The organism is Knoellia tibetensis, from assembly GCF_048606415.1.
GTDB classification, from domain to species: domain Bacteria; phylum Actinomycetota; class Actinomycetes; order Actinomycetales; family Dermatophilaceae; genus Knoellia; species Knoellia tibetensis.
The window spans coordinates 1,470,204-1,496,384 of sequence record NZ_JBMBWF010000001.1; the positions used below are offsets into that span (position 1 = coordinate 1,470,204).

A 26,181-nucleotide genomic window follows, 5' to 3' on the forward strand; every position below is an offset into this window, starting at 1 on the left:
AGCCAAGGAGCCGTCATGAGTCCCACGTCCCGCCCCGACCAGCCCACCTTCGAGGGCCGCCCGTTCGCCCGTCCGGAGGACGAGCTCGTCGACCAGGGCGCAGCGTTCGACGCGACGACGCTCTTCTCGCGTCGCCGGATGCTCAGCGTCCTCGGCATCGGCATGGGGACCGTCGCCCTCGCGGCCTGCGGTGCCGACACGACGAGCTCGGGGAGCACCACGAGCAGTGGCTCTGCGAGCGCGTCCGGCACCGCCACCGGGGAGATCCCCGAGGAGACCAACGGGCCCTACCCCGCCGACGGCACGCAGGACCTCAACATCCTCGAGCAGTCCGGCATCGAGCGGCAGGACATCCGGACCAGCCTCGACGGCGGCTCGGCGGTCGAGGGCGTGGCGCTGACGATGGCCTTCGTCGTCACCGACATGGCGAACGACAACCCCTTCGAGGGCGCGGCCGTCTATGCCTGGCAGTGCGACGCCGAGGGCCGCTACTCGATGTACTCCGACGGCGTCACCGACCAGACGTGGCTGCGCGGCGTGCAGGTCGCAGACGCCGACGGCAAGGTCAGCTTCACGACGATCGTCCCCGGCTGCTACTCCGGTCGCTGGCCGCACATCCACTTCGAGGTCTACCCCGACAAGGCCTCGGCCACCGACGTCGACAACGTCATCGCCACGTCGCAGGTCGCCTTCCCGCAGGACATGCTCGGATCGATCTACGAGCGGTCCGAGTACTCCGGGTCCGCACGCAACCTCGCCTCCGTCGGCTCGGTCGAGGACGACATGATCTTCTCCGACAGCCACGAGCTGCAGACGCCGACGATCACCGGCTCGATCGACGCCGGCTACACCGCCACCCTCATGGTCGGCGTCGACACCGCGACCGAACCCTCCGCCGGCGGTGGCGGTGGCGGTATGCCGGGTGGTCCCGGTGGTGGGCAGCCGCCCGCGCCCCGCACCTGAGGCGGCGCTGCGCAGGTTCGCTGCGCTGACGGGTTTCCTGCCCCGCATCCTCGGCCGTTTGGACCACGGCTGGGAAATGATGGTTCGCGTGACCCACGAACGCGAGACCACCAAGCCGTGGACGGGGCACGTGGGGGACGTCCGCGTCGGACTGTGTGGCTGGACGGTCTCCCAGACCACCTACGTTCGGCGCTTCCCCGTCCTCGAGGTCCAGCACACCTTCTACGAACCGCCGACGGATGCGGTGCTCAGGCGCTGGCGGACCCAGGTGCCGAGCGGCTTCGAGTTCACGATCAAGGCGTGGCAGGTCGTCACCCACGAGTCCAACAGCCCGACCTACCGCCGGATGAAGCAGCCACTCCCCGAGAGCTCACGGGACCAGGTCGGCGCGTTCCGGACGACACCACCGGTGCTCGCCGCCTGGCAGCGAACGCTCGAGTGCGCCCGCCTCCTGCGCGCGACCGCCGTCCTGCTGCAGTGCCCGAGGAGCTTCCGCCCGACCGAGGTCAACGTGCGGCGGCTGCGCGACTTCGTGTCGACGGTGGAGCGCCCGGCGGGCCGACTGCTGTGGGAGCCGCGCGGCGAGTGGCCGACGACGTTGCTCGAGGAGCTCTGTGCCGAGCTCGACCTCGTGCACGTCGTCGACCCGATGCAGACGGAGACGGTGACGCCGGAGCGGAGCTACTACCGGCTGCACGGCACGACCGGCTCGCGCCACGTCCACACCGACGACGAGCTGCGACGGTTGCGGGACCTCGTCGACGGCCGCCCGTCGCCCTACGTCATGTTCAACAACCTGCCCCGGACGGGTGACGCGGAGCGCTTCCTCGCGCTGCTGCGAACCCGCTCCTGACCTGGTCGGCTGCGGCTCAGAACGTGAAGCGGGTGCAGTCCGTCGGGAAGGCGAACCACGCCATCGCCCGTCGCGGCGTGATGACCCGCAGGCCGCCGCCGTCCTCGCCCGACCACGAGTCGGGTCCGGGGGAGTAGCCGCTCGACTTGTACTTCAGGAACGCTTCGGACAGCCGCCTGCCCAGGTCGTCGGCGTCGGCTCGGGTGGCCGTGGACTCGCCTTCGACGATGACGACCTCGGTCCCGCTCTCGAGCGTCAGCGTGACGGCCGGGTTGCGTTCCACATTCCGCGTATGCCGTGTCGTCGGCGCCCCGTCGTACCAGAACCTGCCGTCGAGCCAGACGCCCCAGCGAGGCACCGAGTGCGGCGTGCCGTCGGGCCGGACGCTGGTGATCCAGTAGTGGAGCGAGTCGACGAGCCGCGGCTCGACGTCACCCCACGTGAGCTGCCCCTTGGCGATCGTCGGGAGGCCGTATCCGTCGGGGATGACCGGTCGGTCGGCGCTGGGTTCGTGTGCGTTGGCGTCCATGAACCGACGCTACGCCCGCCCACCGACACGGGGCCGACCGTCGCCAAGGCGACAGCGCGACCGGACCGGCCGGCATACCGGAAGGGGTGAGCCCTCGGGTGCAGCGCCGAGACGCTGACGCGAACCTTCTCCGGCCTCGCCAAACGGCTGAACGGCGGCTCCGTCCGGGTCTACCGTTGAACGGCGCGGACAACCCGACCCCGTGGGAACGCAGACCCGCTCGGCCGGGTGCTCGGACACCTCAGGAGGTCAGCCATGTCCGACAGCATCGATCCTTCGCTCCCGCCGATCTTCGAGCAGCTGGGGCCCCCACCGCTCGTCGAGGACCTGCGCGACACCGACGACTTCCCGGAGGGCGAGGCCCTGCCGGACCAGACGCCGGTGCCGGACGCCTCGATCTACGAGGTGGACTGATGGCTGCCACCGCGGAGGTCCTCCGGCACCTCACCAAGCAGGAGTTCCTCTTCTGGGCCGCGTCGCAGATCGGGACGACGGAGTCGCCGGCCGGCAGCAACAAGGTCAAGTACTGGCTCAACACCAAGCCTGCGTGGAACGGCTCCGCCTGGTGCGCGGCCTTTCTCCAGTCCGGGGCGAAGGTCGGCGGCAAGGACATGACCGACGACTTCGGCTGGGGTCCCTACTACGTGCCGCAGATCGAGGCCGACGCCCGCGCGGCAGGCCAGTGGCACTCCACCCCGAAGGTGGGCGACTGGGTCATCATGGGCCGGACGAGCAGCTCGCACATCGGCATCGTCGAGAAGGTCACTCGGCAGGGCGCCCTCGGGTCGACCGACCTCGTCATCACGACCATCGAGGGCAACACGTCCCCGACGAACATCGGCTCGCAGAACAACGGCGACGGCGTCTACCGCAAGAAGCGCACCGGCAAGTACGTGCGCGGCTTCTTCCGCCCGAACTACGCGCCGTCGCCCTCGGCTCCCTCCCCGCCGCCGACGCCCACCCCGACGCCGGCGCCGGTGCCGCTGCGCTGGTCTCGCGACGACGTCAAGGCGATGCAGTTCCTCCTCGAGGCGGAGCTCGACTCACGGTGGGGCGCCGACACCGAGCTCCGGGCTCAGGCCTTCAGGGCGGTCGCGGCGGCGTCCGTGCCGCACAACAAGGCGCAGATCCGGACGGTCCAGGCGATCGTCGACGTCTTCGTCGACGGCAGCTACGGTCCCGACACGCGGGCCGCCGTCAGGGTGATCGTGAAGAAGTTCCAGAAGATCCTCAAGGTCGAGCAGGACAGCAACTGGGGACCGGGCACCGACCGGGCGTTCGTCGCCTTCCACAAGGAGTGGCGCGGCAAGTAGCCCGGTCGGCGCCCTGGCTGGTGAGCAGTCACTCCCCGCGGGCGCGGCTTCCCCTGACGACGGCGCCCGGGGTGAGCTGGCCGCCGCCGTAGCCCGCCTCGGCGATCGCCTTCGGGTGCGCGAGCGGCAGGTACTGACCGAACCGCACCGTCGCCGTCTCGTCCCTTCCGACGAGCACCCCGCTCACGGAACCCTCGACCGCGAGGGCTGGGACGGCATACGACTGGAGGACGTCGGCCGGCAGTGCGAGGAGGCCGAAGACCGCCGAGGTCACCGTCATCCGTGCTTCGCCCTCGCGCAGACCGGCGCCGGACCATGACTGGCCGAGCAGGCCGGCGAACGCCTCGTCGAGCGACTGCGTCCGGACCTCGCCGACGCCGCTGGTCGCGCGCCGAACGTGGAACATCCGTGCAAGCGCGAGACCGTCGTCGCCGCCATCGGGGTCGGGGTCGAAGTGCAGGTTCGTCTTCGCACCGGGACCGATGAGCGCGAGGCCCTCGACGGCATACGAGAGGCGGACGGTCGCGCGCCCGGGTCCGCTGTCGATCTCCTTGCCGCTCTCCTCGTCGAGCTGGGCCCACTGCCCGAGGACGACGTCGAGTGAGGCGAAGTCCTGCTCGATGCCGATGCGCGAGAGGATCTCGAGACCGTGGTGCGACACGCGCTCCGCGACGCCCTCGGCGAGGTGCCACTCACCGGAGTCGTCGCGCTCGACCGCGCGCCAGGGCCGGCGTTCGTCCTCGTATGCCGTGAGTCGCTCGACGTTGCGCGCGCGGAACGCTCCGCTCGCGGAGAAGACCTCGACCTGGCCGCGGTCGCTGCCGACGGCGTAGCCGTGGGGTACCTCGGCGGTGCCCTTGAGGTCGATGCCGAGGACGTCGGCGATGGCGCGCGTCGTGTCCTCGCTGCCCTTGAGGCACGGCGGCGTGTGTGCGACCACCGGTGCGGCAAAGGGGATCTGAGGCAGGTCGACGCGGAGGTCCACGTCGTTGAATGTCAGTGTCATGGCTGGTTCCTCGGGCTTCAGCAGGTGCCGCGCGCGGTCCAGAAGGACCGGCCGGACACGGGGTCGTTGGTCTCATCGGCGCGGAGCCGCTCGTTGTAGGTCGGTGCGCCGGACGCCTCGGCCCGCAGGTAGGCCCACTGCACGTTGCTGCCCTCGACGATCTCGTTGGCCTCGGCCCATGCCTCGCGGACCGGGATGTCGATGCGGAAGAGCCAGCTGAGCGGGCCATAGAAGAACCACGCGGCATACATCGCGAACCACTGGCCGCGGGCGTTCTGCCCGCCGCCGGAGTAGCTGCTGTTGTGGAAGCCGAGCATGTAGTGCAGCCGCTGGAACGCCGGGATCCAGCGTCCGACGCTGTTGTCCGACCCGTGGTGGAGCAGGTCGCACGCGTGCGTCGCGAAGATCTCCAGGTCGTTCTTGCCGAAGTCGACGGCCTCGCCTGTCGTGACGTCGCCGCCCCAGACGAGGAAGCCGTCCTGCCAGCCGTGCGAGCTCATCTGCATCGCGTCGACCTGGTCGCTGCGCTGCGTGACGTTGGTGGTGGTGACGAAGTCCGACTCCTTGACGTCGCTCTCACCGTGGTTCTGGGTCCAGTCGAACTCGGACAGCCCGCCGAGCGTCGACGCGAAGCCCTCGGCCTCGAGTCGGCGGCCGTCGATGCCGTCCTTGATCCACCACGACCCCACGTACTTGGCCATGTCGTGCCCCCTTGCGTTCCCCTACGCCGTCACGGTGACGGCTACAGCGAATAGGAGGCAGACGTATGCCGTCCAGATACGTTGCGGACGCGAGTTCGGTCAGCGCTTGGCGGAGCTGCCTTGGGAGTTCTCGATGGTGTAGCGCTTGGCGGTGCTCTCCGTCTTGGCGCTCATGGCGGCATCGAGGTCGATGCCGAGGACATCGGCGAAGCGGAGGAGGTAGGTCATGATGTCGGCGACCTCGTCGCGAACTGCCTGTCCGCGGTCGGTGCTCATGATCGCGGCGGACTCCTCGGGCGTGAGCCACTGGAAAATCTCGACCAGCTCGGACGCCTCGACACTCAGTGCCATCGCCAGGTTCTTGGGAGTGTGGAACTGCTGCCACTCCCGTTCCTCGGCGAACGTGCGGATCCGGTCGGTCCAGTCGCTCGTCTCCATGGATGTCCTAGTCGTCGTCGCTGAGTCGTCCCGGGATGAGCGACTCGAGATGGGACTGGGTCTCGGGGTCGGTCGCATAGATGACCACTGAACGCATGCCGCGGGTCATCAACACCTTGTAGACGTTGCGGACGAGTCGATCGAAGTCATCATCACCGACGGTCTTGCGACTGCGGAAGTCCGGGTCCTTGCTCGCTTCTCGCACGGTAATCCAACGGCCTTCACGCCACACGAGGTCGGGTCCGATGATGACGCCGGCGTGGTCGTACTCGAAGCCCTGCGCCGTGTAGACGCACCCGATCTGGCCGAAACCCGCCGGGTCCGTCGCCCAGAGCGCTGCGGGTGGCGCTCCGCCGACCGAGCGCTCACCGCGGAGGTTCCACGGACGCGCCCAGTCACCGATCGCGACGTCGGGGACGAGCGTCCCGTCGGGCTGTGGGTCGCTCCATGGCCAGGCGTAGCCGGCGGCGATCCGTGCCGTCAGCCCCTCCTCTTGGTGCTTGCGCAGCCAGGTCTCCATCACCTCAGGCGAGCTTGCTGTGCGCAGCTCGAAGCGTGGGTCGCCGGGCCACACGGAGGGGGTACCGCCCTCGAGACCGAGCAACTGCTGCACCCACGAGACGTAGACCTCCGAACCACCGCTGCGGAACTGGTCGTCGAGGCTGATGCGGCGCACCCGAAGGCCGCGCTCGACGGCGTACTCCTCGATCTCGTCCGCCGTGCCCAGTTCGCCGGGGCGCACGACTTGGTGGTCATCGAGCAGGAAGACAGGCACCCGTGCGGCGTCGACCAGCTCCTCGAGCTGCGGCCTCGCGACGAGGCGCACCTCCTTGCGCGTGTAGCGGTTGACCGAGGTCTCGCGGAGGCGGTGGGCTTCGTCGAGAATGAGGCAGTCGAGGCCGTTCTTCTCGGCATCCATGAACGAGTTGAAGTACGCGAAGAGCTTCTGCACCCTGGGCGCTCGCTTCCCCGCGACCTTCCTCAGGGTCTGGGTGAAGGACCGCGATCCTGTCGCATGCATAACGGAGCGGCCCTGCCGCGCCAGCTCACCCATGACGGACAGGGCGATCACCGACTTGCCGCTGCCAGGTCCCCCGGTCACGATGACGACGGTCTTGGTGTCGGCGCCCCGCGCTTGGCTCACACCGTGGAGGACCTGCTCGTAGGCCAAGCGCTGCTCGTCGAGGAGGGTGAACATCTCGCGCTGCTGGACTTCCTCAGCGGCGACGGCAAGAAGATGCCGGCTGGGCGCGATACGACTCGTGAGAAGGGCGTCCGCAGTCTCGGCGCCGGGCTCAGGCGCCAGATGTGTGCGGAGGAAGTCGACGAAGTCGCCTCGGCGCTGACCGGTGAACACACGCGATCGCGAGCCGCTGGGCGCCGCCATGATGTCACCGACACCGGCGTCGGTGGCGTTGTGCAGGTATGCCGCCCCGACGAGCGAGTGGTCGTTCTCTGCGAGGTAGGTGGTGAAGTCGCGCAGGTAGTCGCAGTAGCCGTCGACCTGCAGGCCGGGGTGGAGGTACTCGCGCTTCATGTATGGCGCGACGCGGAACAGGGTGTCTGATCCCTCGATGCCTTCGGCCTCGCTCCATTGCTTGAGCTCGACGACGACGAAGGACGGCTTGCCCGTTGTCGGATGCTGGCCGGCGAGGACGACGTCGGCGCGCTTGCTCGTGAGGGGGAGTCGGTATTCGAGGAGCACCTCGACCTGACCGAGGCCAGCATCCATGAGGTCGGCGCGCAAGGCTGGGATCGACCGCTCCCACGAGTGGCGCTCACTGGGGGATGGGCGATGCCCCAACTGGACTGCCATCTGCTCCGCCAGTCGATCAGCGAGGTGAGCCTCAAGTGCCGACAGCCCATCGACGGAGGTGCGGAGCAGGTGCACGAAGGGTCCCCAAGCAGCACGAAGTAACTCGTGCGGGTGGGGGCATATCCGTGGGAAGCCCGTCGGGCCGCAATGACGAGGTCAGGCTATGCCACAAGTGGATCAGTTCATCGCCTTTGGACATCACGGGCGGGACTCGGCCCCAGGCTGCGGATCGTGGTGACGCGCGTCTGGACGCCAAGGACGCATTAACTCCTCGACTGTGGCCAGCTGGGTGCGACCACTCAAGTAGCGTCCTCGTGTGCCCGCCCCCATTTTCGACCTCACCAGGCACAGTCCCCGTGAGCTACTGGCTCTCTACTCTCAGATCCTTACAGAACTGATTTATCGACGGATCATCTGGTCTCGGAACGCCCCGGCTGGCGATTACGCTGAGTTATTGGTCGCAGAAGCTTTCCACGGACAAATCGCCAAGAGTTCCGAGAAAAGTTGGGATGTTCGCGTCGGCGATCGGTACCTGCAGGTCAAGTGCCGGGTGACAGACGGCTCGTCCAAGAGGTCGCAGACGTACTCCCCCTTTCGAAGTTTCGCCTTCGATACGTGTGTGTTCGTCCTTCTGGACTCCGTCACCTATGAGGTTGTCAGGGCCATCGAGGTCAATCGCGAAGTGGTAGAGAGGTCGTCGTCTCTTTCCACCTGGGTTGCGGGGCGCCGGGTAACCGTGAGGCAGGTTCTCGCCCTAGAAGAAGGGAAGGATGTCACGACCATGGTGCGCCACGCTCAAGATGAGGTTGACAGACGTGGACGTCATGCCGTTCGCGATGGGGACTACTAGGGCACACTTGGCTCATCCGGTCGCACTGTGGAGATCTCCCGCGTGCGCCAGGGATGAAGTTCACGCCGATGAAGTGAACCGTGTGCTAGTGGCGTCAGCTGACCTCTTCGGCGGTTTGTAGGTCTTCGCGGTCCGTCGCCTCACTCTGGTCTGGACCGTCCTGCGATGAATAGTCGGTGGACGACAGGCTGACGGGCTGGCTCGGCTCGCGCTCCTTCGAAATGGCTGGGCCATCCGGACGAAGTTTTGGCGGCGTTGCGGACCATGTCTTCAAGTCGCCCAAGACGTTTGCGTAGAAGTCGTCGACTGCAGTGAGAATTGAATCGATGAAGGCTCCACGCCCACGGCCGCGCTTGGTCCCCAATGTGCTAGTCAATGCGACTCGAAACGATCTGATTTCTTTCGCGGGGTCGTTTACCAGCAGGCCTGGGTTCTCGCGCACGGCGCGCAGGAGTTCCGCGCTGGATGAGCCGCGGGCATGAGCCGTCATGCACTCGATACGGGTGCTGTCCGGGGCGTTTTTCAACTGCCGGATGAGCCAGTTGACGCGGGTCGTGGGACGCCCCTCGCGCGGGGCGTCAATGTCGACATGGCACGTGACCTGGCCGGCGCGAAGGTCGGCGGTGATGACCAGATGACCGGCAGTGTTTGGAATCCGGATCGTGCCAGATAGTTGTCCGCTATTAGCCAGCTGCTGAGTGAGCGCGGCGGCTCGCAATGCAGGTTCTGCGAGCTCCTTGCGGGACAGGACAGGAACGACTTCGGTTCCGAGTCGCCGCCCCAGGCTCAAGCTGGTGAACCGGAGTAGGGCGTCGAAGCGGGACACCACCGCCGGGATGTTCTTATCGCTTGCCCGCAGCGTTGAGGTGGCCACGGCGTCACGAACGCCGGTCCAGGACTCGCCCATGTCGTCGAACTCCAGCGCACCACTGCGAGTGTGCTCGAGGTAGCGAATGAGTTCGCCGAGGATCCACGCCTGGTCAGGGTCGGCGACCCCGCGGAACTCCTTCTGCATGACCGCCTCAGCCAACACCTGCGACCACGACAGGTGGTGAATATCGACCTTCCGGAGCTTTCGCTTATCGACCTTGGTCGGGTGCTGTCCGGCTATCGCGGGGATCTCGTTGCTGATGGTCAGGAGCGCGTCGAACCCTTGTTCGCGTGCCACGTCGAGGTAGTTCTCGAGCTGCTCCGTCGCGAGGTCGTTGCTCCCGGTCTTCACCTCGACTAAAGCGGTCCACGACTTGGCGCCACGCGAAACGCGTATGAGCCCATCGGGGAAGACCTTCTTGTCGCTGATCATGAACGGCACCTCGATGAAGCACTCGACGGCGCCCACCGGGGCACCGAGGGGCTTGAGGATTGCACGATTGAACTCTTTGACAGCACCCAGCACAGCGAGCAGTGCTGAGGTCGCTCGTCGCTCTTGCTCCTCGGCCCCGTTAATGCCAGACGTCGGGATCAGACGCGCTTCATGCCACGACTGCTCGGCCATGTGGTGATGCCCCCAAGGGTTGCGAATGTGATTTAGGCACCGTACCGAGGCAGGGCGCGGAGGAACTGCACCTTGGCCCATATCGATGAACGCGCCCGAAGAACTCCGTGATTCGAGACCGCTCCAGACATCACGGCTCGGCCGTGCTCGGTGCCGCCGCCGAGCACAAGATGGGCGTTTGGACCATTCGAGTCGGGCACAAGTGAGGCTCAAGAACCCGCCGTCAGTGTCGTGGACAGCAGCAACAACCGTCCACGAAAGGCACACCATGTCTACCCCCACCATCCTTGTCCTCGGCTCGACCGGGCTCATGGGTCGAGAGGTCATCCGCTCGCTCAACGAGCGCGGCGTCACGCCGAGAGTCCTCGTCCGTGACCCCTCCCGCCTCCGGCCCACCGACGAGGTAGAGGTCCACCGAGGCGACCTCCGCGACCCCGCCGCCCTCGAGGCAGCAATGCGCGGCGTCGACGTCGTCTTCCACATCTCGCCGCACGAGGCCGACGAGGTCGCCCTCGCACAGACCGTCATCGCCGCCACCGAGCGAGCCCACGCCCGCCTCGTCTTCGCCGGCATCCACATCGACGCCCCCAACCGACTCGCCAAGTGGGCCATGCGCACCGTCTACGGCCGGCTCCTTCCGCGCTACCGCGGCAAGATCGCCATCGGCCACCTCGTCGAGACCTCGAACACCAACCCGGTCATGCTCGGCGTCGGCAACTTCATGCAGTGCGACGAGGTCCTCCTCGATGTCATCCGCGACGGCAAGTTCGTCCTCCCGACCCACCCCAAGGGCCTCAACCGGGTCGACCTCAAGGACCTCGGCGACATCGCCGCCAACGTCCTGCTCGACCCGGGCACCCCCGCCGGCGCCTACCCCGTCTGCGGCCCGCGGTCCCTGACCGGCAAAGAGTGCGCCGACACCTGGTCCGACGCCCTCGGCACACCGGTCGAGTACGTCGGCGACGACGACGAAGCCATCGACACGGCACTCACCGCCCACCTCACCGGCTACCGCCTCGACGACTGGAAGTCGTCTTTCCGCGCCCTCCGCGGGTTCGCCGTCAAGACGAAGCAGTCCGAGCTCGACGCCACCACCCGCCTGCTCGGCCGCCCGCCGACCGACTTCACCGAGTTCGTCCGCCGAGTCGTCGCCGAGCACGGACTCGCGCTGGCCACCAAGACGGGAGCGGATGGCATACCGGCCGCTTCGCGCACGGAAGGGGCACTGCGGTGAAGCAGCTGGACCTGCCCGGCCAGACGCACGTCGCCGAGGGCCCGCTCGACCACACCGGCATGTACGTCATGCACCACGCCTTCCGCCGCGACCTCGCCCGCTTCGCCGCCGCCGCGACCGCTACGCCCCTCGGCGAGCCCGACACCTGGGCCGCCCTCAGCGCGCGGTGGGACCGCTTCACGCACGTCCTCCACGAGCACCACCACGCCGAGGACACCCACTACTGGCCCGTCCTCCACGCAGCCGTCAGCGCACGCGGCACCAACGCCGACCGCGCCGAGGTCACCGCGATGAGCGACGAGCACGCCGAGATCGACCCCGCCCTCGCCGCCCTCACCGACGCCTTCCGCGCCATGGGCGAGCACCCGTGCGACGACCATCGGCACGCCCTCGAGATTCGGCTCGCCGGCCTGCGCGAGCTCCTCGGCGACCACCTCCGGCACGAGGAGACCGTCGTCCTGCCGCTCGTCCAGCGCGTCATGACCGAGGACGAGATGGCCGGCGTCGAGCTCGCGATCCAGAAGGGCTACCGCCTGCGCGACACCCCCTTCATGATCGGCTGGGTCACCGACGGCCTGCCGCCCGCAGCCCTCGAGCGCTTCTTCGCCTTCAGCGGTGGCCCGTTCAAGCTGCTGTATGCCGTGGTGCGCCGCGGCTACGCCCGTCGCGAGCAGCGCGCCTTCCGTCACGCCGACCCGCTCGGAGCCACCCTTTCTCCCTGACGGACCGCAGGCTCAGTTACCGAGCGAGCGGCGCTGCTCCGCGAACCGGTCGAGGAGGACGTGCATGCCCCACTCGCGGGCCGTCGCCTCTCCTCGGTCGGCCGCGACGCGCGCCGCTTCGGCGTCTCCCGCCGTCGCGAGCGCCATCGCGAGGAAGCAGTCGACCGGTCCCTGCAGGCTCGCGGTGCCGGCCACGGCCATCCGCCCGGACAACGGCCCCAGCCGCTCGGCCACCTGCCGCGCCAGGTCCGCGTCCTCGACCGCCGTCGCGGCAATCGCCAACAGCGCGAGGTCCATCGACTCGCTCCAGTCCTCCGTCGGCAGGCTCGTTCGGGACAGCAGCTGCTCGACCCGGTCCCTGTCGCCGGCCACGGCGGAGAGGTGGAGCATCGGCGTCAGGGTCATGTCGTCGGTCGCGGTCGGGTCGGCTGCGGCCATCTGCTCGGCGAGAACCTTCGCGGCCGGTGGGTTCCACGCGGCGAGCGCGTAGGCGATGCCGAACTCGATGTAGTCGCTCGCCGGGATCGACATCGTCACGCCCGTCAGCCCACGCAGCTCGTCGGCGGCAGCGGACGGGTCGTCGTCGGTACGCAGCACGAGCAGGTTGAGCTCGACGAAGCGCAGCGCGAACTCGACATAGGCGAGCCGCCGCCGACGCGCGATCGTCAGGGCCGCACCGCTCGCGCTCTCCCACGTCGCCCGGTCACCCGCCTCGACTGCCGCACTCGCCAGCCCAGCGAGCGCAACTGCCTCGGCCGCCACGTCGCCGGACGAGCGAGCCGCCGCAACCTCCTCCTCCGACAGGGCTCGCCGCATCCCGAGGTACCGGCACCGCCACAGCGCCAGTTGAGCGGTCCGCGCGGCCCACGCGAGGAGCGCCGGGTCCTCGAAGCGCCGGGCCAGCGCCATCCCCTCGTCGACGAGCGCCTCGGCCTCCGCGTCCGACCCCGGCAAGTAGTAGAGCTGGGCCGCGAGCGCCAGCATCAGCGTGCACCGCTCCCGCGAGCCGCCCGGCTCGAGCCGGGCCAACGTCGCCCGCAGGTCGTCGACGAGCTCGTGCTCGACCACGCCGAAGTCCATCGGCGCCCACACTGAGTAGCGCGTCAGCGACGCCACCGCCGTCGCCACGCGGGCGGGGTCGTCGAGCGCGCGGGCAACGGCGACCGCCTCGACGACGGCGTCCACGGCCTCGCGCCACATCCCCGCGCGCGCCGCGCTCTCGTTGAAGCGCAGCAACAGGTCGAACCGTTCGTATGCCGACCCCTGCGGATCCGCTGCCTGCGCCCCGAGCGCTGCCTTGAAGAGGTCGGCGGCCTCGACGTTGGCGAAGTCGTCGGCGGCCAGGGCACCGGCCGCGGCGGCAGCGGGCCAGGCGCTGCCGGCATACAGGGGTCCGGCGGCGAGCCAGTGGTGCGCGAGGTCGAAGGCTCGCTCGGCGGGGTTGACCGCCGACGGGGGAGCGGCCTCGAGGGCGCGGGCGATGCGGGCGTGGGTGCGGGACAGCCGGTTCGGCGTCGTCATCGCGAGGATCGCGTCGCGGGTCAGGGCGTGGTCGAAGGAGAGCAGACCCTGCGTGCTGTGGAGGATGCCTGCCTCGTGCGCCGGCTCCAGCCAATCGAGCAGCTCCTCGGGGTCGAGGTCGGCGACCCGGGCGAGCAGGAGCGGTGGGTGCTGGCGCCCCAGGGCGGCGGCGAGGAGGAGCAGCTCGCGCACCGGTTCAGAGAGGTCGGCCACCCGGTGCCGGACGACCGACTGGACGCTCTCGGGCACCTCGCCGTCGACCCGGCCGAACTGCTCGGCGAGGCGGGCCAGCTCGACGAGGAAGAAGGGGTTGCCGTCGGTCCGCGCCCGCCAGTCCGCTACGACCTCGGGCCGGGCGTCGGCGCCGAGGATGGAGCCAACGAGATCACGTGCCTCGTCGTCGGCGAGACCGCCGAGCTCGAGGGTCGTGGCGCCGTGCCGGGCGAGGGCGGCGTCGAGCTCAGCCGCGGCGGCGCTGCCGCCGGTGGCGCGACGGGTGGCGACGACAGCCACCCGGTCACCGGGACCGAGGCTCGCGACGACCTGAGCGAGGCAGCGCATCGTCGGGGTGTCGGCCCAGTGCAGGTCGTCGAGGACGAGGAGCAGGCCGGAGTCTCGCGCCGCCTCACGCACCGTCCGCGCGATGGCGTCGTGGGCGGCGAAGGCTCGCTCGGCGGTCGTGCCATCACCCGTGTCGCCGCTCGGGTCGTGGGCGAGTTCGGGTGGCGTCGGCAGGTCGAGCCGGGTGAGGAGCTGCCGCCACGGCCACAACGGTGGGGCACCCTCATCGGCAGAGCAGGTGCCGACGGCTGCGGCCATGCCGCGCTCGGTCGCCTCGGCCACCGCCCAGTCGACGAGGCGGGACTTGCCCGCACCCGCCTCGCCGACGAGGCGCACCACGGCGGGCCGTCCGGCGAAGGCGTCGCCGAGCAGCTGCCGGAGGACCTCACGCTCGCGGGTCCGGCCCACAAGGGGGTGCTCGTCCCGCCCGATCGCAGACGGCTCACCAGTGCCCCGGCTCGTCGGCCCGAGTGGTGGATCGCCGGGGTCCTGGTCCCTGCGATCCTCCAACCGGGTGACGCGAATCGGTAATGCGGAGCCGTTGGCGAGCCAGCCGCCCAGGACCGCCGGGTCCTGCCGCAAGAGGGCGGTCTCGAGGTCGCGGACCTCCTGTCCCGGGTCGAGGCCCAGCTCGTCGTCGAGGACACCGCGCAACCGCCGGATCGCGTCGAGCGCCTCGGCCTGGCGCCCGGCACGCGCCAGGGCCAGCGCGTGCAGCGCCCAGCCGCGCTCGCGCAGCGGTTCACGAGCGGTCGCCTGCTCGGTCAGGGGCAGCACCGTCGCGTGCTCGCCCAGAGCGAGCAGACCGAGGACGAGGTCGTCGTTCGCCGTGGTCCGCAGCCCTTCGAGACCGGTGCGCGCGGCGAGGACGTCGGGATGGTCGGTGAGGTCGGCGTACGGCGTGCCGCGCCACCTCCGCAGCGCCTGCTCGAGGCCCTCGACCTGCTCCTCGACCTCGCCGCGCCCGGGCCACGTCTCGTCCGGCCCGGTCGTCAGCTGCGAGGCGAGGCTTCCCAACACCCGGTGCCGGGACCGGACCTCGTCGGCGAAGGCCGTCGCGTCGACCGCGTCGCGGGGGAGCGCGAGCCGGTAGCCCTCGTCCGAGGTGAGCAGGACGGTCGGCTTCGCCCGTGCCGCAAGACCTGGTTCGAGCAGCCGGCGCAACCCGGAGACATAGGAGTGCAGCGTGCCGTAGGCACCCGGGGGCGCCTCGTCACCCCACATGAGCGCGACGAGCCGGTCAGCCGAGACGACCGGGCCCAGGTCGAGCGCGAGGGCGGCGAGCAGCGCACGACGCTTGCGCGCCGCGATCTCGACAGGCCCGTCGGACCCGTGGAGCGCCGTCGCCCCGAGGACGCTCACCTGCACCGACACCCCGGTCACGCTACTGACGTCAGCGCCGCTGGGAGGCCCGTTCGGGCGCGCCACTCGCACCCAAGCCCGACTCAAGCGGCTCCCGGGACTCTGGACCCATGACCACACCGCACCGCCTCCGCAGCGACGACCGTTCCGGGACCACGGCCCGTATGCCGGTCCTCCCAGAGCGTGGTACCCACGCCCACCCAGCAGCCGCACCCGACCGCAGCGTCCTCGTCGCCGTCGTCGTGCTCGCCGTCGTCTCGGTCGGGGGCGCGTTCCTCTCGGTCGCGGGTGGCCTCGCCGACACCGTGTGGGACGCGATGGGCCCGACCGGCCGCTTGTCGATCCCCGTGCCGATGATGCTCGGCCAGCTCGTCGCCGCGTGGTTCGCCTCCGGTCGGCGACGGCGTCCCGCCCTCGTCGCCAGCGCCCTGCTCGCCGTCGTCGCACCGGTCTGCGTCGTGTCCGGGTTCTTCGACGGCGGCTACTCGGACCCGGCACGGACGGGTGCGCACACGGCATACCAAGGGCTTCTGGTCACGATGCTCGCCGTCGTGGGAGTCCTCGCTGCGCGCAGGTTCAGTCGGGTGTGGACGCGGCGGGGCTGACGGCGCGGCGGCGCTCGAACCAGCGCTCGAGCTCGGCGAGTGCCTCGGGATCGAGCGTCTCCGGGTCCGCCACGATGTCGCGCTGGATGCGCTCGCGTGCGACGGCATACATCGGTGCGCCCATGGCGTACTCGAGGTTGCGGGCGTACCAGGGCTTGAAGTGCCGCGCACCCAGGCTCTGGAGGGCCCACGCGAGAAGCCCGGGGTGGCCGCGGCGGGCCCAGAAGCCGACCGCGAGGCTCAGGGCCCACGCGACCAGCAGTGCGATGCCCATGACGCCGAGGGTGGCGGCGATCTCGTCGCTGGCGAAGTTGTCGAGGACGCTGCGCAGGTCGGCGTAGATCCGGCGGACGACCGGGTCCTGGAGGTTGAGCTGCGAGATGAAGGCCTCCGCGTCCTGCGCCCGGGTCTCGAGGTCCTCGATCGACTGCAGTGAGGGCCTCCCCGCCCAGGCCGCCTGGACGTGCTGCTTCACCTGCGGGACGGACTCGAAGACGTTGGTGGGGCGGATGCCGAGCAGTGCGTCCTTGGCCGCGGTGACCTCGTCGTAGGTCGTACTGATCTGACGAACCGTCTCGGAGCTCCGCTGGACCGCGGCGTCGAGCTGCTCGGGGTCGGGTGCGTTGTCGCGCGCGTAGTCGAGGGTGGCCTGGACCTGCTCACGGTGCTCGACGACGTAGCGCGCCTGGTGCCAGCGCTCGGTGAGGTTGGGGACGGCGTGGACCGCGTCGTAGGCCTTGCCGCCCACCGTCTCCGAGCTGCTCAGCGCCACGCTGAGGGCCGCCGCCGCTCCGTAGGCCTTGAGCAGGAACGCCACCACGGCGCCGAGAACCCGGCGGGCCAGCTCCTTGGGTCGGCGGTAGAGGGGCAGGCCCTTGGCGACCGATGTCATGGGCGGACTCCAGGTTTCGCGCGGTGGTGGGGGTGGAGCCCCCATCGCATCACGCGCGGCGCCCGCAGAGGCCCTCAGCCGTCGGCGCGCGCTGTCCGTCCCCGGCGCGCGCCCCCCGTCCCCGGTGAGGGGACGGGGAGCGGGCGGCTCAGGTGTAGAAGCCCTTGAACTTCACGGCACCTCGGAACTCGAGCCGGATACGCCACCAGACGTCCTCCGGGATCGACAGGTTGTCGGTGCAGCGGGTGTCACCGGACGTGCCGATCGGATACCGCATCGCGTCCCCCTCCGGACCGATGCCGGCATACGCGCCGGAGAAGGCCGCCCAGACACACAGGGTGTCGGTGTAGTCGGTGTACCAGGCACGCGCGATCACCTGGTTGTTCGCCCCGAGGAAGACCACCTCCTCGTTGTTGGCATGGGCGGGTGTCGCGGTGAGGGCGACGGAGAGGGCCGCGAGGACCGTCGCCGCGAGTGCCGCGAGCTTCGTGCGGATCATGCGTACTCCTTGCTGTGGATATGCGGGCCGTGCGAGGCGACTCTCGACGAGGGCGCTGCGAATCCACTGCGATTCCCGGGTACGGTCGGGGCCGGTCACGGCGGGACCTCACGCGTCGAGGACCTCGAGCGTCACCTCGACGTCGTCGCCGTCCTCGATTCCCTCGGCCTTGCGCACAGCCTTCTTGACCGGCAGCACGTAGCTTCCGAGCTTCGTGTCGGGGAAGACCGATGTCGACCAGGTCGTGGCGCCCACGGTCACGCGGACCCGCACCGAGCCGAACCCGCGCTCGCTGCGCGGGAGGGCCGCGATGTCGTCGGCCGCGTCGATGGGCAGCGTGACGAAGAACCAGCCGCCCTGCGCGCTCCACTCCCACAGCGGCGCAGTGAACGTGAACCTCACGCTCGCAGGCTACGCACGACCACCGTCACCCGACGGACCGGGCAAGACGCACAGGCGCGCGTATGCCGTGGAGCCGGCTCCCCGGCATACGACCTGCGCTACTAGCCTCGGAGGACGCCGAGCGAGAGGACTGCACCAGCGATGAGCACCCGCGACAACGGACCCGAGCCGAACGCCTTCGACATCGAGGCGGCGACGAAGGCGAACACGACCTACCGCACGGTCGCGTGGACCGGGAAGTACCTCCAGGTCACCCTCATGTCGATCCCCGTCGGCTCGTCGATCGGGCTCGAGGTCCACCCCGAGACCGACCAGTTCCTGCGCATCGACGCCGGTTCCGGCGTCTTCCGCGTCGGCCCGAGCGAGGACGACCTCACCGAGACCGTCGTCGGCGACGGCTGGTCGATCCAGGTCCCCGCCGGCCACTGGCACGATGTCGTCAACACCGGCGACGAACCGCTCCAGCTGTATGCCGTCTACGCGCCGTCGCACCACGCGCAGGGCAAGGTGCACGAGACGGCGGAGGACGCCGAGCGCGACGAGGAGTCAGGTGGCGACGAGCCGCCGGAGTGGACCGTCCAGCCCGGCTGAGTTCGGCCGAACCCAGGTGAGCCCGACTGAGCGCGAGCAGACAGAGACAGGCGTCAGCCCACGTGGGCCGTCAGCCGGATCGAGACGAGCAGTCCGGGCAGCGCGACCCCGAGGGCGGCGACGTAGCGCGTCGGAGGGTCGGTGGCGAACCACCGTGCGTACTCCTCGTTGAGACCCTCGAAGTCCTGCGGGTCGGTGAGGAGGATCCCGACCTCGACGACGTCGTCCAGCCCGGCGCCGGCGCTCTCGAGGATCGTGCGGCAGTTGGTCAGGGCCTGTCGGGTCTGCTCCTGGATGGTCGGCCCGGCGAGGGCGCCGGTGTCGACGTCGATGCCGACGGTGCCGGACACGAAGACGAAGGGCCCGGCGACGACCGCCTGGGCGTAGAGCGGCGACTTGGGAGCCGGCGCGTCGGTGATGGTGGTCCGTGGCATGCGTGCTTCTCCGATCAGGGCGAGGGTTCCTGCGGGGGTTGTGAGGACGCTTCCACCTGGACGTGGTGGAAGGAGTAGCGCGCCACCTTGGGCATCCACGTCCTGAGGATCTCGGGAGTCAGCGTCTCCGTGGGAAGGCCGGCGCAGGCGGCGGCCACGTCCTCCCATCCGCGCCTCGCCGCGGCATACGCCTTCCCCCCGGCATCGCTCGCCGGGGTGAGGAACTCGGCGAAGGTGCCCTCCCTCATCCCCGCCAGCTCGTCCACCTTCCCGTCGGACAGTTGCACGGTGCCGGTCATGAGGGCGAGGAGCACCAGCACCGGCGCGTACTCCTTGCGGTCGAGGAAGGCGTCGACGTCGTCGACCGAGACCCTCAAGAGCTGATAGGTGTTGAGGAGGCGCTTGACCGCCCGCGGCGTCTGCACGAGCGGCAGGAAGTTCGTCATGAGGTCGCGCTCGTCGGAGGTGAGCCGCAATGCGGCGGGGTTGAGGTCCGCCTGCGGGGTGCCGTCCTCGGTCTGCGTGACGACGTCGCGATCGCCGCCGGTCACCTCGCCGCCGTCCCCCGTATGCCGTCCCGGGACCTCCCCCGAGATGTCACCTCCGCTGCCGCGTCGTTGACCCCCATCACCGTTCGTGGGCCCGGCGGCCGGCCCGGTGCGCGAGGTTCCGCCGTCACCGGCCGGGCCGTGGCCGGCGGTGCCCCGCCCGCCCCCGCCGTCCCCCGATGCCCGCCGTACATCCACCTGACCGGCGAGGCTCGTGACGAGCCTGCCGAAGCCGTCGGGACGCATGGGCTGCACCCAGAACGGGATCTGGATGATCTTCTCGAGGTAGTTCTGGGCCGTGGGGGCCTCCGGGTCGTCCTTGTCGAAGGCGTCGCCGAACTGCCCGTCGAGTGAGCGTATGAGCCACCGGGAGTCGACGGCCACGACGACGACGAAGAGCTCGAAACCGAAGAGCAGGTTGACGGCCTCGAGCACCCTGACGACCTCGGACGCCGGGCAGCGGTCGAGGTCGTCGATGAAGATGACGATCCGTTCGATGCCCGGCAGGCCCTCGCCCTCGCGCGACCGGCTCGCCAGCCGCTCGAGGTCGTCCCGGATCATCGGCGCCATGCCGAGCAGCTGTCTGTACTCCTGCGCGCTGCTGCGCTCGCTCACGTAGCCATAGAGACCGGCCAGTCCCGAGGCCTTGGCTTCGACGAGCTCCCTCGTCGCACGGGCGAGGTCGTCCTGCGCCTGCTGGAGCCGCTGCTTGTCCGCGTCGTCGACGCGGAGCACCTCGGCCACCTGCTCGAGGCCCTCATTGACCGGCTTGAGCACCTGGGTGAGGGCCGTGACGAGGGAGAGGACCCCGCTCACGAGGGCAAGCAGCTGCGCGAACGCGTCGGGGACGAAGACATAGAGCAGGACGGCGGCGACCCCGACCACGGCGAGTCCGACGACGAGCGCCCTGCGTGCTCTCGTGGCGGTCGTCCAGCCCCGGCCCAGCCTTGACCGTGCGGTCAGCAGCCGGTGGTACTCGTCCCTGAGGTCGCTCACCTGCTGCTTCGCGACGTCGATCTGCAGGCCTGCCTCGATCTTGTCGGTCGCCGTGGGGGGCATGTCGTGCTCCTGCGCCACGTCGGCGATGACCCGGTCGTCACCCGCCGGCTTCGCGGCATCCACGACCGACTGCGCCTCCTGGACCTTGGCCCGGGCCTGCGCGACGGCGGTGTCCTTGTCGGCGACGTGCTGGAGGACGGCGCGGTAGCGGTCGTCGTTCTCGAGGTGTTCCCTGAGCTGCTCGAAGACCCGGTTGATGAGAGCCGCCCACAGCGCCTCACCATGGGCGTACTGCCATGCGTTGAACTCCACCGGCACGACCTCGGCGAGGTAGCCGGTCTCCTCGATGCCCTCCGACTCGCCGTTGGCCCGCCGCTCGGCGTTGCGCTCGTTGAGCTCCCTGGACTGCTTGGCCAACTCCTGGATGCGCGCCTGGACCTGCTTCATGATGAAGCTCTTGCCCGACCCCCAGTGTCCGAAGAGGCCGATCGACAGCGGCGGGTGGACGTCCTTCGACGCGATGAGCCGAGCCAGCATGTCCACGTCGCCGAGGATGTCGAGGTCGTCGTGCGCCTCGTCGAGCAGGGCGGCGATCGCCGAGTCGGCCGCATAGGTCGCGCGCGTTGCCCCGGCGCGGCGAAGCGTCGCCGACGCGATCGCGGAGACCTGGAGGACGTCGCCGTCGTAAAGACGGTCGGCGCGGGCCTGCTCCTCGGGTGACAGCTCCCGCCGCAGCCCCAGTGGCGGCACGGGCAGGAGTCCGAGGGACTCGGCCCGCTTCGTGTCCTCCGGTCGCACGACGAGGACGAGGGTCGCCGCGACCGCGTCGCCGCGCGCCCGGAACCACGTGTCCAGGACGGGGTGGAGGTCCAACAGCTCCCCGAGGTTCCGCAGCCAGACGACGTCGGCACCGCTCGACATGAGACGTTCGAGCTCGTCGACGCCGGGCTGCTGGTCGCCCATCCGGTCGGCCAGCCATTCGTGGAGGAGCAGGACGCGGTCCTCGGGCCGCTCACGCCGCAGCGCCTCGTAGACGGTGCGGATCGCGCCGCTTCCGACAGGCGCCTCGACCGCAACGACGGGCTCGCGCTCGCGCAGCCGCTGGTCGAGCTCTGGATCGATGTCACGCGGCACGTAGGGCGCCGGCGAGACGCCCTCGGCGACCTGCACCCCGAACCGCCGCGGCTCCACCTCTCGCACCAAGGGCAGGTCGCCGGCACCGACGTCGTCAGGGGACGGCATACGGAGGTCTGCCAGGACCGCCTCGGCGCTGGTGCCGAACTGCCTCAGCCGATCGGCGGCGAGTCCGCCGTGGCGCGTGACGTCCTCGAAGACCGCGACGGCGAGGGCCCACGTCGTCACGGTGAGCTGCATCTTGCTCGGCCGGGTCACGAAGGCGCGGATCGCGCGGTCGAGCTCCACCGCGAGCGCATAGGGCTCCCCGGTGGGCCGTCCGTCGCCGGCGATGCCGAGTTCCCGGCCCCACTCGTCGATGTCGACGCCGCTCACGTCCAGCGCGGAGCGCACCTCGACGTCGACCCGCCCGAGTGCCCAGATGAACGTGCTCCGGTTGACCGCGGGCCCGTCCGCCCGCCGGCTGGCATGTCGCTCGGCGTGCGCTGCCGCCGCCAGTTGCGCGCACTCGAGCACGCGCGGGCCGACGCGGTGTCCGGCACCCACGATGATCTCCGCCACGGGATCGGGCAGGTCCACCGTCGGCGGGCCGCTCGAGCTCGGAGGAGGCGCAGCACTGCTCATGACGCACCCCTGTCGCCGGTTTCCGCCTCCCACTGTCCCGCGCCGGCGCCTCTCCTGTCAGTCCGTTGGCCCAAGCGCAACCGCACGTGCGCCGGAAGCGGGCTGGACGGCATACGTGTCGGTGGGTGGTGCCACGATCGTCGGTATGCCGGTGACGATCGACGACGTGCGGGCTGCGGTCGCGGGCCTGCCGCGGACGGTCGAGGTCGTCGTGCGCGACCACGTGAAGTTCCGCGTCGGAAGCACCGTCTGGGTCGCGTTCAACCCGGAGGAGACCGAGATGGGCTTCGCCTTCCCCAAGGAGGAGCGGGCCGCCCTCGTCGAGAGCGAACCCGAGGTCTTCTTCCTTCCGAGGGAGTCGGACCTCCGCTTCAACTGGGTCGAGTGCCGGCTCGACGCGCTCGACGAGGACCGGATGCGCGAGCTCGTCCTCGACGCCTGGTGCATGGTCGTGCCGCAGAAGCTCTGGCCGATGGCCGGACGCTGATGGAGCACGGGCGCTAGCGTCGGCGCGTGCCCGAGTTCACCTGGCTTCCCGCCAACGAGGCGACGACCGACGACGTCGAGGCCGTCCTCGGCGCCGGTGGTGCGGCGAAGTGCCGCTGCCAGGCGCTGAAGGTGCCCGGCTGGATCTGGCGCGACACCACGCAGGAGCAGCGCGAGGCCGCCCTGCTCGAGCAGACCGCCTGCGGCACCGACGGCCCGACCTCCGGGCTCGTCGGCTACGTCGACGGCGAGCCGGCCGGCTGGGTCGCGGTGGAGCCGTGCGAGAACTACCCGCGGCTGTGGGCTCGCAAGCAGCCCTGGATGCGGATGGATCCCGAGCTCGAGGGCGTCTGGTCGGTCACGTGCTTCGTGGTGGGCAAGGGCCACCGCCGGGCCGGGCTGACATACGAGCTCGCGCACGCCACCGTCGAGTACGGCGAGCGGGTCGGGGCCGCTGTCCTCGAGGGCTACCCGATCGAGCCGGCACCGGGGAAGACGGTGATCTGGGACGAGGCGTCGGTCGGGCTCGTGCAGGTGTTCCTCGAGGCGGGCTACGAGGTCGTGGCCACGCCCACGCTGCGTCGACGGGTCGTCCGCCGCCGGCTGGGTCAGCGGGCCTGAGGCCTCAGGAGGCGCTCGGGCTGGGCGTCGCGGTCGGCGAGACCGACGGCGATGGCGATGGCGATGGCGATGGCGATGCCGATGGCGACCCAGAGGGCTTCGAGCCCTTGCCGGGCTTGTCCTTGCCGGGCTTGTCCTTGCCGGGCTTGTCCTTGCCGGACCGGCCCGCCTTGCCCGGCTGCTTCCCGACCTTGTCCTTCGGCCCGGCCTTGGTGCCCTTGTCGCCGGTGCCCTTGTCGTCGACGCCCCCGCCGCGCTTCGCGCCGGCGCTCGGGTGGCGCACCGTCGCACAGTAGCCCTCGACCCGCGCCTCACCGCCCGCCGCCTCCGCGAGGTTGCGCATCGCGACCGACCCCTGCGCCCGTTCGACGCCGTCGTCGTGCTTGTGGTGGTTCGACCACGCCCGGCACAGCCCGAACGCCGCCGGCCCGGTCGCATCGGGCCCGACCCCGTCGTCCCGAGCGTCGGCGCCCCGGCCATCCGGCCCCGCCGGGTCGTCCGCCGTGACGCCGGACGCAGGCGCGACGTCGGGCCGCGTCGCCGAGTGCGCGACGACCGTCGCCGCGCCGAGCGCGAGCGTCACACCGGCGAGGGCCGCGCCGGTCCGCGCGCCGAGGAGGGAGCCGAGAGCCACGGAACCAGTGTGCTCCTGAACGGCACGCGAGGGACCCCGTTTCGCAGGTCAGGTCCACGGGGCTACGTTCGACGCGTGATGCCCAGCGCCGACGTCTCCGACCTCTTCGCCGTGCCACCCGACGCCGTCCGGCTCGACGGCGGACAGGGTCACAGCGTCCTCGCCGGCGACCTCGTCCTCTCACCGGGCCGCGACCCGCGGACCGCCACCTGGCTCAACCCCGTCGTCGCCCGCCTCGCCGCCGAGCTCGACAACGAACGCCCGCGCACCCTCCGCCTCGCCATGCCGATCCCGACCCGCGACGGCCGCTGGGTCGTCGACGGCTGGGCCGCGAGCCGCTACGAGCCTGACACCACGCCGTGCCGCGACCTCGACGTCCTCCTCGCCACGGCACACCTCCTCAGCGCGCGACTCGCGACGCGCGTCACGACGCGACCGGACGGCATACGGGAGCGCGACGACCGCTGGGCCCGAGCGGAACGCATCGCCTTCGGCGAGATCCAGCCGGGCAACATCCCCAACGCCGTGGCTCCTCTCGTCGCGCGCATCCTCGCCGAGCTCGACGCGACGCCGCTCGGACCCGACCAGCTCGTCCACGGCGACATCGCGGGCAACGTCCTCCTCGACGCGGAGGGCGTGCCGATGGTCATCGACGTCGCGCCCTACTGGCGGCCGGTCCGGTGGGCCGACGCGGTCTGCGTCCTCGACGCCGTCGTCGAGCACGGCGCCGACCCGGCCGCGATGCGCGCGCACGCGACCGGCGCCGACCGCCAGGCGATGCTGCGCGCCGCGCTCTTCCGCCTCCTCAGCGACGAGGACCCCGACCTCGAGGCGCACCGCCGCGCCCTCGAGTCCGGCCCGCTCTGAGTCGCCGGAGCCCGGTCGTCCGTGATTCCGCGACACGAGGCGAGCACTGTCGCCATTCGCGGCTCGGCCTGACAGAGTTTGTCGGCACGCCACCATCGACGCCTTGGGGAGGAGCCAGTCATGTGGCCGTGGTTCATGATCGTTGCCGGCACGCTCCTCATCATCGGGGCGCTCGTCGCGCGTCACCGGATGATGAGGGACTACCGCGCCGGGCTGGAGGTGGGCCAGCGTGCCGAGGCGGGGCCGGGACGTGGTGTCGAGGGCTTCGACACGCGTGCTGACGACGAGCCCGACGCGGGCGTGCAGGACGACGACCGAGAGGCGCCTCCGGCTCCGGCTCCCGCCGTCACCCCCACTGCTCCGCCCGCCGCACGGACCGCACCCGCTGCACCGACACGGCCCGCTGCACCGCCCACGCGAGTGACGACGACCCCGCCGCTTGCCACACGGACCGCACCCACCTCGGACCCCGCCATGCCGGTCGCGCCCAGCCCGACATGGGCACCCGCTGCACCGGCAGCACCGGCACCCGTCGCTCCCGTGCCCGCCTTCGCCCGCGCGGCGGACACCCCCACGTTGACGACCCGGCGCGAGGTCAAGGCCGCCCGTGCCGCCGGCCAGCCCATCGTCACCGGACCGCCACCGCTCTTCGCCGACCTGCCCGTCGGCCACCGCCTCACGACCGCGCCGACGGTGCGGGTCCGCTCCCAGGACGTCCCGCTGCAGGACTGGCTGCGCTACTACGCCGAGGGCAGCGCGTGGTCCGGTGTCGTCCAGAGCATCTCCGACCGCGTCACCGGCGACCCGTTGCTCCAGCCCTACTTCGGGTCGCTGGACCGCACGACGCTCCAGCGCCACGTCATGTCGACGGTCATGATGCTCACCGGCGAGGGTGTCACGGTCGGGGCGGTGCGGCGGCTCGCCGACGCCCACCTGCGCCACGTCAGGTCCGGCGGCCAGCCGGTGACCGAGGCCGTGTGGAACCGGATGGCCGCCACGCTCGGCAATGCCCTGCGCGAGCACAACGCCCCGGAGGCCGCCATCCTCTCGCTCAACACGACCGTGTCGCCGCTGCGGTCGGTCCTCGTCTCACGTGACGGCGCCTGACCCGGACATCCGAGAGTTCGCGTTCCTCGTGCCCGAGGCGGTGCGGGACACCGTCGCCTACGGGCTGGGCGGATGAGCCGCTGACGCGACGAAGCCCCGGACCTCGAGGGTCCGGGGCTTCGTCGTGTCGTGCGCAAGGGGGGATTTGAACCCCCACGCCCTTTCGGACACTGCGACCTGAACGCAGCGCGTCTGCCGTTCCGCCACTTGCGCGTGAGCCGTCCCAGTGTGCCGCACGCACCCCACGTCCTCCAAACCGGCTCGGGTAGGTCGGCCCACGCAGAGCTGGAGACCCGTGCCCACGACCCCCGGGGCCGGCGGAGGGCTCATCCGGGCGCCTCGAACGACATGCTCGACACCTCTCGGCGGCTCAC

General features: G+C 70.4%; 25 protein-coding genes and 1 tRNA gene. 12 read left to right on the plus strand and 14 right to left on the minus strand.

From position 1 onward, the window contains the following. Window positions 1–15: 15 nt before the first annotated feature. Complete coding sequence (locus ACOJV7_RS07030) at window positions 16–963, plus strand: intradiol ring-cleavage dioxygenase (RefSeq protein ID WP_420189419.1); 948 nt, start codon at window positions 16–18, stop codon at window positions 961–963. Between the two features lie 88 nt (window positions 964–1,051). Continuing rightward, window positions 1,052–1,816, plus strand: coding sequence for a DUF72 domain-containing protein (locus ACOJV7_RS07035; protein WP_420189420.1), 765 nt, complete (start codon window positions 1,052–1,054; stop codon window positions 1,814–1,816). A gap of 16 nt (window positions 1,817–1,832) precedes the next feature. Here the strand turns inward: ACOJV7_RS07035 and ACOJV7_RS07040 are convergent, their stop codons facing one another. Further along, window positions 1,833–2,345 (minus strand): pyridoxamine 5'-phosphate oxidase family protein, encoded by a 513-nt coding sequence (locus ACOJV7_RS07040; RefSeq protein WP_420189421.1) that lies wholly within the window; start codon window positions 2,343–2,345, stop codon window positions 1,833–1,835. Window positions 2,346–2,600: 255 nt separating this feature from the next. On the opposite strand from ACOJV7_RS07040, the gene ACOJV7_RS07045 reads away from it, so the two are divergent. Both ACOJV7_RS07045 and ACOJV7_RS07050 read left to right on the plus strand, forming a co-directional pair. Then, a complete protein-coding gene (locus ACOJV7_RS07045) occupies window positions 2,601–2,759 on the plus strand; it encodes a hypothetical protein (protein WP_420189422.1) in 159 nt (52 codons plus the stop codon). Next, entirely contained in the window at window positions 2,759–3,658 is a 900-nt protein-coding gene (locus ACOJV7_RS07050; RefSeq protein ID WP_420189423.1) for a CHAP domain-containing protein, read from the plus strand. The genes ACOJV7_RS07045 and ACOJV7_RS07050 overlap by 1 nt, the downstream gene beginning before the upstream one ends. A 28-nt stretch (window positions 3,659–3,686) precedes the next feature. Here ACOJV7_RS07050 and ACOJV7_RS07055 read toward each other — a convergent pair whose 3' ends face one another. The 5 genes from ACOJV7_RS07055 to ACOJV7_RS07075 all read right to left on the minus strand — a co-directional run bounded on the left by ACOJV7_RS07055 (window position 3,687) and on the right by ACOJV7_RS07075 (window position 9,964). Further along, complete coding sequence (locus tag ACOJV7_RS07055; RefSeq protein WP_420189424.1) at window positions 3,687–4,664, minus strand: hypothetical protein; 978 nt, start codon at window positions 4,662–4,664, stop codon at window positions 3,687–3,689. Between the two features lie 17 nt (window positions 4,665–4,681). Next, window positions 4,682–5,365 carry a DUF6345 domain-containing protein gene (locus ACOJV7_RS07060; protein ID WP_420189425.1) on the minus strand — a complete coding sequence of 228 codons (684 nt, stop codon included), beginning with the start codon at window positions 5,363–5,365 and terminating at the stop codon, window positions 4,682–4,684. A 99-nt stretch (window positions 5,366–5,464) separates the two neighbouring features. Then, on the minus strand, window positions 5,465–5,803 hold the full coding sequence (locus ACOJV7_RS07065) for a nucleotide pyrophosphohydrolase (protein ID WP_420189426.1): 339 nt from the start codon (window positions 5,801–5,803) through the stop codon (window positions 5,465–5,467). A gap of 7 nt (window positions 5,804–5,810) precedes the next feature. Further along, on the minus strand, window positions 5,811–7,535 hold the full coding sequence (locus ACOJV7_RS07070; RefSeq protein ID WP_420189427.1) for a DNA/RNA helicase domain-containing protein: 1,725 nt from the start codon (window positions 7,533–7,535) through the stop codon (window positions 5,811–5,813). A 1,028-nt stretch (window positions 7,536–8,563) separates the two neighbouring features. Continuing rightward, window positions 8,564–9,964 (minus strand): hypothetical protein, encoded by a 1,401-nt coding sequence (locus tag ACOJV7_RS07075; protein ID WP_420189428.1) that lies wholly within the window; start codon window positions 9,962–9,964, stop codon window positions 8,564–8,566. Window positions 9,965–10,232: 268 nt separating this feature from the next. Here ACOJV7_RS07075 and ACOJV7_RS07080 point away from each other — a divergent pair, with 268 nt between their 5' ends. Together ACOJV7_RS07080 and ACOJV7_RS07085 are read left to right on the plus strand one after the other, a co-directional pair. Beyond that, on the plus strand, window positions 10,233–11,198 hold the full coding sequence (locus ACOJV7_RS07080) for an SDR family oxidoreductase (RefSeq protein WP_420189429.1): 966 nt from the start codon (window positions 10,233–10,235) through the stop codon (window positions 11,196–11,198). Continuing rightward, complete coding sequence (locus tag ACOJV7_RS07085; RefSeq protein ID WP_420189430.1) at window positions 11,195–11,920, plus strand: hemerythrin domain-containing protein; 726 nt, start codon at window positions 11,195–11,197, stop codon at window positions 11,918–11,920. Before ACOJV7_RS07080 ends, ACOJV7_RS07085 begins: the two co-directional genes overlap by 4 nt. Before the next feature lie 12 nt (window positions 11,921–11,932). Here ACOJV7_RS07085 and ACOJV7_RS07090 read toward each other — a convergent pair whose 3' ends face one another. Then, a complete protein-coding gene (locus ACOJV7_RS07090) occupies window positions 11,933–15,376 on the minus strand; it encodes an ATP-binding protein (RefSeq protein ID WP_420189431.1) in 3,444 nt (1,147 codons plus the stop codon). Window positions 15,377–15,474: 98 nt separating this feature from the next. On the opposite strand from ACOJV7_RS07090, the gene ACOJV7_RS07095 reads away from it, so the two are divergent. Next, window positions 15,475–15,969 carry a hypothetical protein gene (locus ACOJV7_RS07095; RefSeq protein ID WP_420189432.1) on the plus strand — a complete coding sequence of 165 codons (495 nt, stop codon included), beginning with the start codon at window positions 15,475–15,477 and terminating at the stop codon, window positions 15,967–15,969. Here the strand turns inward: ACOJV7_RS07095 and ACOJV7_RS07100 are convergent. The 3 genes from ACOJV7_RS07100 to ACOJV7_RS07110 form a co-directional block, all read right to left on the minus strand. Further along, window positions 15,941–16,861, minus strand: coding sequence for a hypothetical protein (locus tag ACOJV7_RS07100; protein WP_420189433.1), 921 nt, complete (start codon window positions 16,859–16,861; stop codon window positions 15,941–15,943). The two genes, ACOJV7_RS07095 and ACOJV7_RS07100, sit on opposite strands and share 29 nt — an antisense overlap. A gap of 148 nt (window positions 16,862–17,009) precedes the next feature. Further along, window positions 17,010–17,360 carry a hypothetical protein gene (locus ACOJV7_RS07105; RefSeq protein WP_420189434.1) on the minus strand — a complete coding sequence of 117 codons (351 nt, stop codon included), beginning with the start codon at window positions 17,358–17,360 and terminating at the stop codon, window positions 17,010–17,012. Window positions 17,361–17,468: 108 nt separating this feature from the next. Then, window positions 17,469–17,762, minus strand: coding sequence for a DUF1905 domain-containing protein (locus ACOJV7_RS07110; protein WP_420189435.1), 294 nt, complete (start codon window positions 17,760–17,762; stop codon window positions 17,469–17,471). A 141-nt stretch (window positions 17,763–17,903) separates the two neighbouring features. Between ACOJV7_RS07110 and ACOJV7_RS07115 the strand changes: the two genes are divergently transcribed. Further along, a complete protein-coding gene (locus tag ACOJV7_RS07115) occupies window positions 17,904–18,353 on the plus strand; it encodes a cupin domain-containing protein (RefSeq protein ID WP_420189436.1) in 450 nt (149 codons plus the stop codon). A gap of 53 nt (window positions 18,354–18,406) precedes the next feature. Here the strand turns inward: ACOJV7_RS07115 and ACOJV7_RS07120 are convergent, their stop codons facing one another. Then, a complete protein-coding gene (locus tag ACOJV7_RS07120) occupies window positions 18,407–18,787 on the minus strand; it encodes a RidA family protein (protein WP_420189437.1) in 381 nt (126 codons plus the stop codon). A 14-nt stretch (window positions 18,788–18,801) separates the two neighbouring features. After that, the gene (locus ACOJV7_RS07125) at window positions 18,802–22,092 is read right to left on the minus strand and encodes a KAP family P-loop NTPase fold protein (protein WP_420189438.1); all 3,291 of its coding nucleotides are present in this window, start codon (window positions 22,090–22,092) and stop codon (window positions 18,802–18,804) included. A 121-nt stretch (window positions 22,093–22,213) separates the two neighbouring features. Here ACOJV7_RS07125 and ACOJV7_RS07130 point away from each other — a divergent pair, with 121 nt between their 5' ends. Beyond that, window positions 22,214–22,579, plus strand: coding sequence for an MmcQ/YjbR family DNA-binding protein (locus tag ACOJV7_RS07130; protein WP_420189439.1), 366 nt, complete (start codon window positions 22,214–22,216; stop codon window positions 22,577–22,579). 26 nt (window positions 22,580–22,605) lie between these two features. Continuing rightward, window positions 22,606–23,199, plus strand: a complete 594-nt coding sequence (locus ACOJV7_RS07135) for a GNAT family N-acetyltransferase (RefSeq protein WP_420189440.1) — start codon at window positions 22,606–22,608, stop codon at window positions 23,197–23,199. A gap of 4 nt (window positions 23,200–23,203) precedes the next feature. On the opposite strand, the gene ACOJV7_RS07140 is transcribed toward ACOJV7_RS07135, so the two are convergent. After that, window positions 23,204–23,833 (minus strand): hypothetical protein, encoded by a 630-nt coding sequence (locus tag ACOJV7_RS07140; RefSeq protein ID WP_420189441.1) that lies wholly within the window; start codon window positions 23,831–23,833, stop codon window positions 23,204–23,206. Window positions 23,834–23,911: 78 nt separating this feature from the next. On the opposite strand from ACOJV7_RS07140, the gene ACOJV7_RS07145 reads away from it, so the two are divergent. Further along, the gene (locus ACOJV7_RS07145) at window positions 23,912–24,700 is read left to right on the plus strand and encodes an aminoglycoside phosphotransferase (protein ID WP_420190383.1); all 789 of its coding nucleotides are present in this window, start codon (window positions 23,912–23,914) and stop codon (window positions 24,698–24,700) included. Window positions 24,701–24,820: 120 nt separating this feature from the next. Beyond that, a complete protein-coding gene (locus tag ACOJV7_RS07150) occupies window positions 24,821–25,807 on the plus strand; it encodes a globin family protein (RefSeq protein WP_420189442.1) in 987 nt (328 codons plus the stop codon). 130 nt (window positions 25,808–25,937) lie between these two features. Here ACOJV7_RS07150 and ACOJV7_RS07155 read toward each other — a convergent pair. After that, window positions 25,938–26,020 (minus strand) — tRNA-Leu (locus ACOJV7_RS07155). Window positions 26,021–26,181: the final 161 nt, after the last annotated feature.

Coding starts and splice junctions, on each gene's coding strand:
- ACOJV7_RS07030 (WP_420189419.1), top strand. CDS start 16: ATGAGTCCCACGTCCCGCCCCGACCAGCCCACCTTCGAGGGCCGCCCG.
- ACOJV7_RS07040 (WP_420189421.1), bottom strand. CDS start 2,345: ATGGACGCCAACGCACACGAACCCAGCGCCGACCGACCGGTCATCCCC.
- ACOJV7_RS07045 (WP_420189422.1), top strand. CDS start 2,601: ATGTCCGACAGCATCGATCCTTCGCTCCCGCCGATCTTCGAGCAGCTG.
- ACOJV7_RS07050 (WP_420189423.1), top strand. CDS start 2,759: ATGGCTGCCACCGCGGAGGTCCTCCGGCACCTCACCAAGCAGGAGTTC.
- ACOJV7_RS07055 (WP_420189424.1), bottom strand. CDS start 4,664: ATGACACTGACATTCAACGACGTGGACCTCCGCGTCGACCTGCCTCAG.
- ACOJV7_RS07060 (WP_420189425.1), bottom strand. CDS start 5,365: ATGGCCAAGTACGTGGGGTCGTGGTGGATCAAGGACGGCATCGACGGC.
- ACOJV7_RS07065 (WP_420189426.1), bottom strand. CDS start 5,803: ATGGAGACGAGCGACTGGACCGACCGGATCCGCACGTTCGCCGAGGAA.
- ACOJV7_RS07070 (WP_420189427.1), bottom strand. CDS start 7,535: ATGGATGCTGGCCTCGGTCAGGTCGAGGTGCTCCTCGAATACCGACTC.
- ACOJV7_RS07075 (WP_420189428.1), bottom strand. CDS start 9,964: ATGGCCGAGCAGTCGTGGCATGAAGCGCGTCTGATCCCGACGTCTGGC.
- ACOJV7_RS07080 (WP_420189429.1), top strand. CDS start 10,233: ATGTCTACCCCCACCATCCTTGTCCTCGGCTCGACCGGGCTCATGGGT.
- ACOJV7_RS07095 (WP_420189432.1), top strand. CDS start 15,475: ATGACCACACCGCACCGCCTCCGCAGCGACGACCGTTCCGGGACCACG.
- ACOJV7_RS07100 (WP_420189433.1), bottom strand. CDS start 16,861: ATGACATCGGTCGCCAAGGGCCTGCCCCTCTACCGCCGACCCAAGGAG.
- ACOJV7_RS07105 (WP_420189434.1), bottom strand. CDS start 17,360: ATGATCCGCACGAAGCTCGCGGCACTCGCGGCGACGGTCCTCGCGGCC.
- ACOJV7_RS07115 (WP_420189436.1), top strand. CDS start 17,904: ATGAGCACCCGCGACAACGGACCCGAGCCGAACGCCTTCGACATCGAG.
- ACOJV7_RS07120 (WP_420189437.1), bottom strand. CDS start 18,787: ATGCCACGGACCACCATCACCGACGCGCCGGCTCCCAAGTCGCCGCTC.
- ACOJV7_RS07125 (WP_420189438.1), bottom strand. CDS start 22,092: ATGAGCAGTGCTGCGCCTCCTCCGAGCTCGAGCGGCCCGCCGACGGTG.
- ACOJV7_RS07145 (WP_420190383.1), top strand. CDS start 23,912: ATGCCCAGCGCCGACGTCTCCGACCTCTTCGCCGTGCCACCCGACGCC.
- ACOJV7_RS07150 (WP_420189442.1), top strand. CDS start 24,821: ATGTGGCCGTGGTTCATGATCGTTGCCGGCACGCTCCTCATCATCGGG.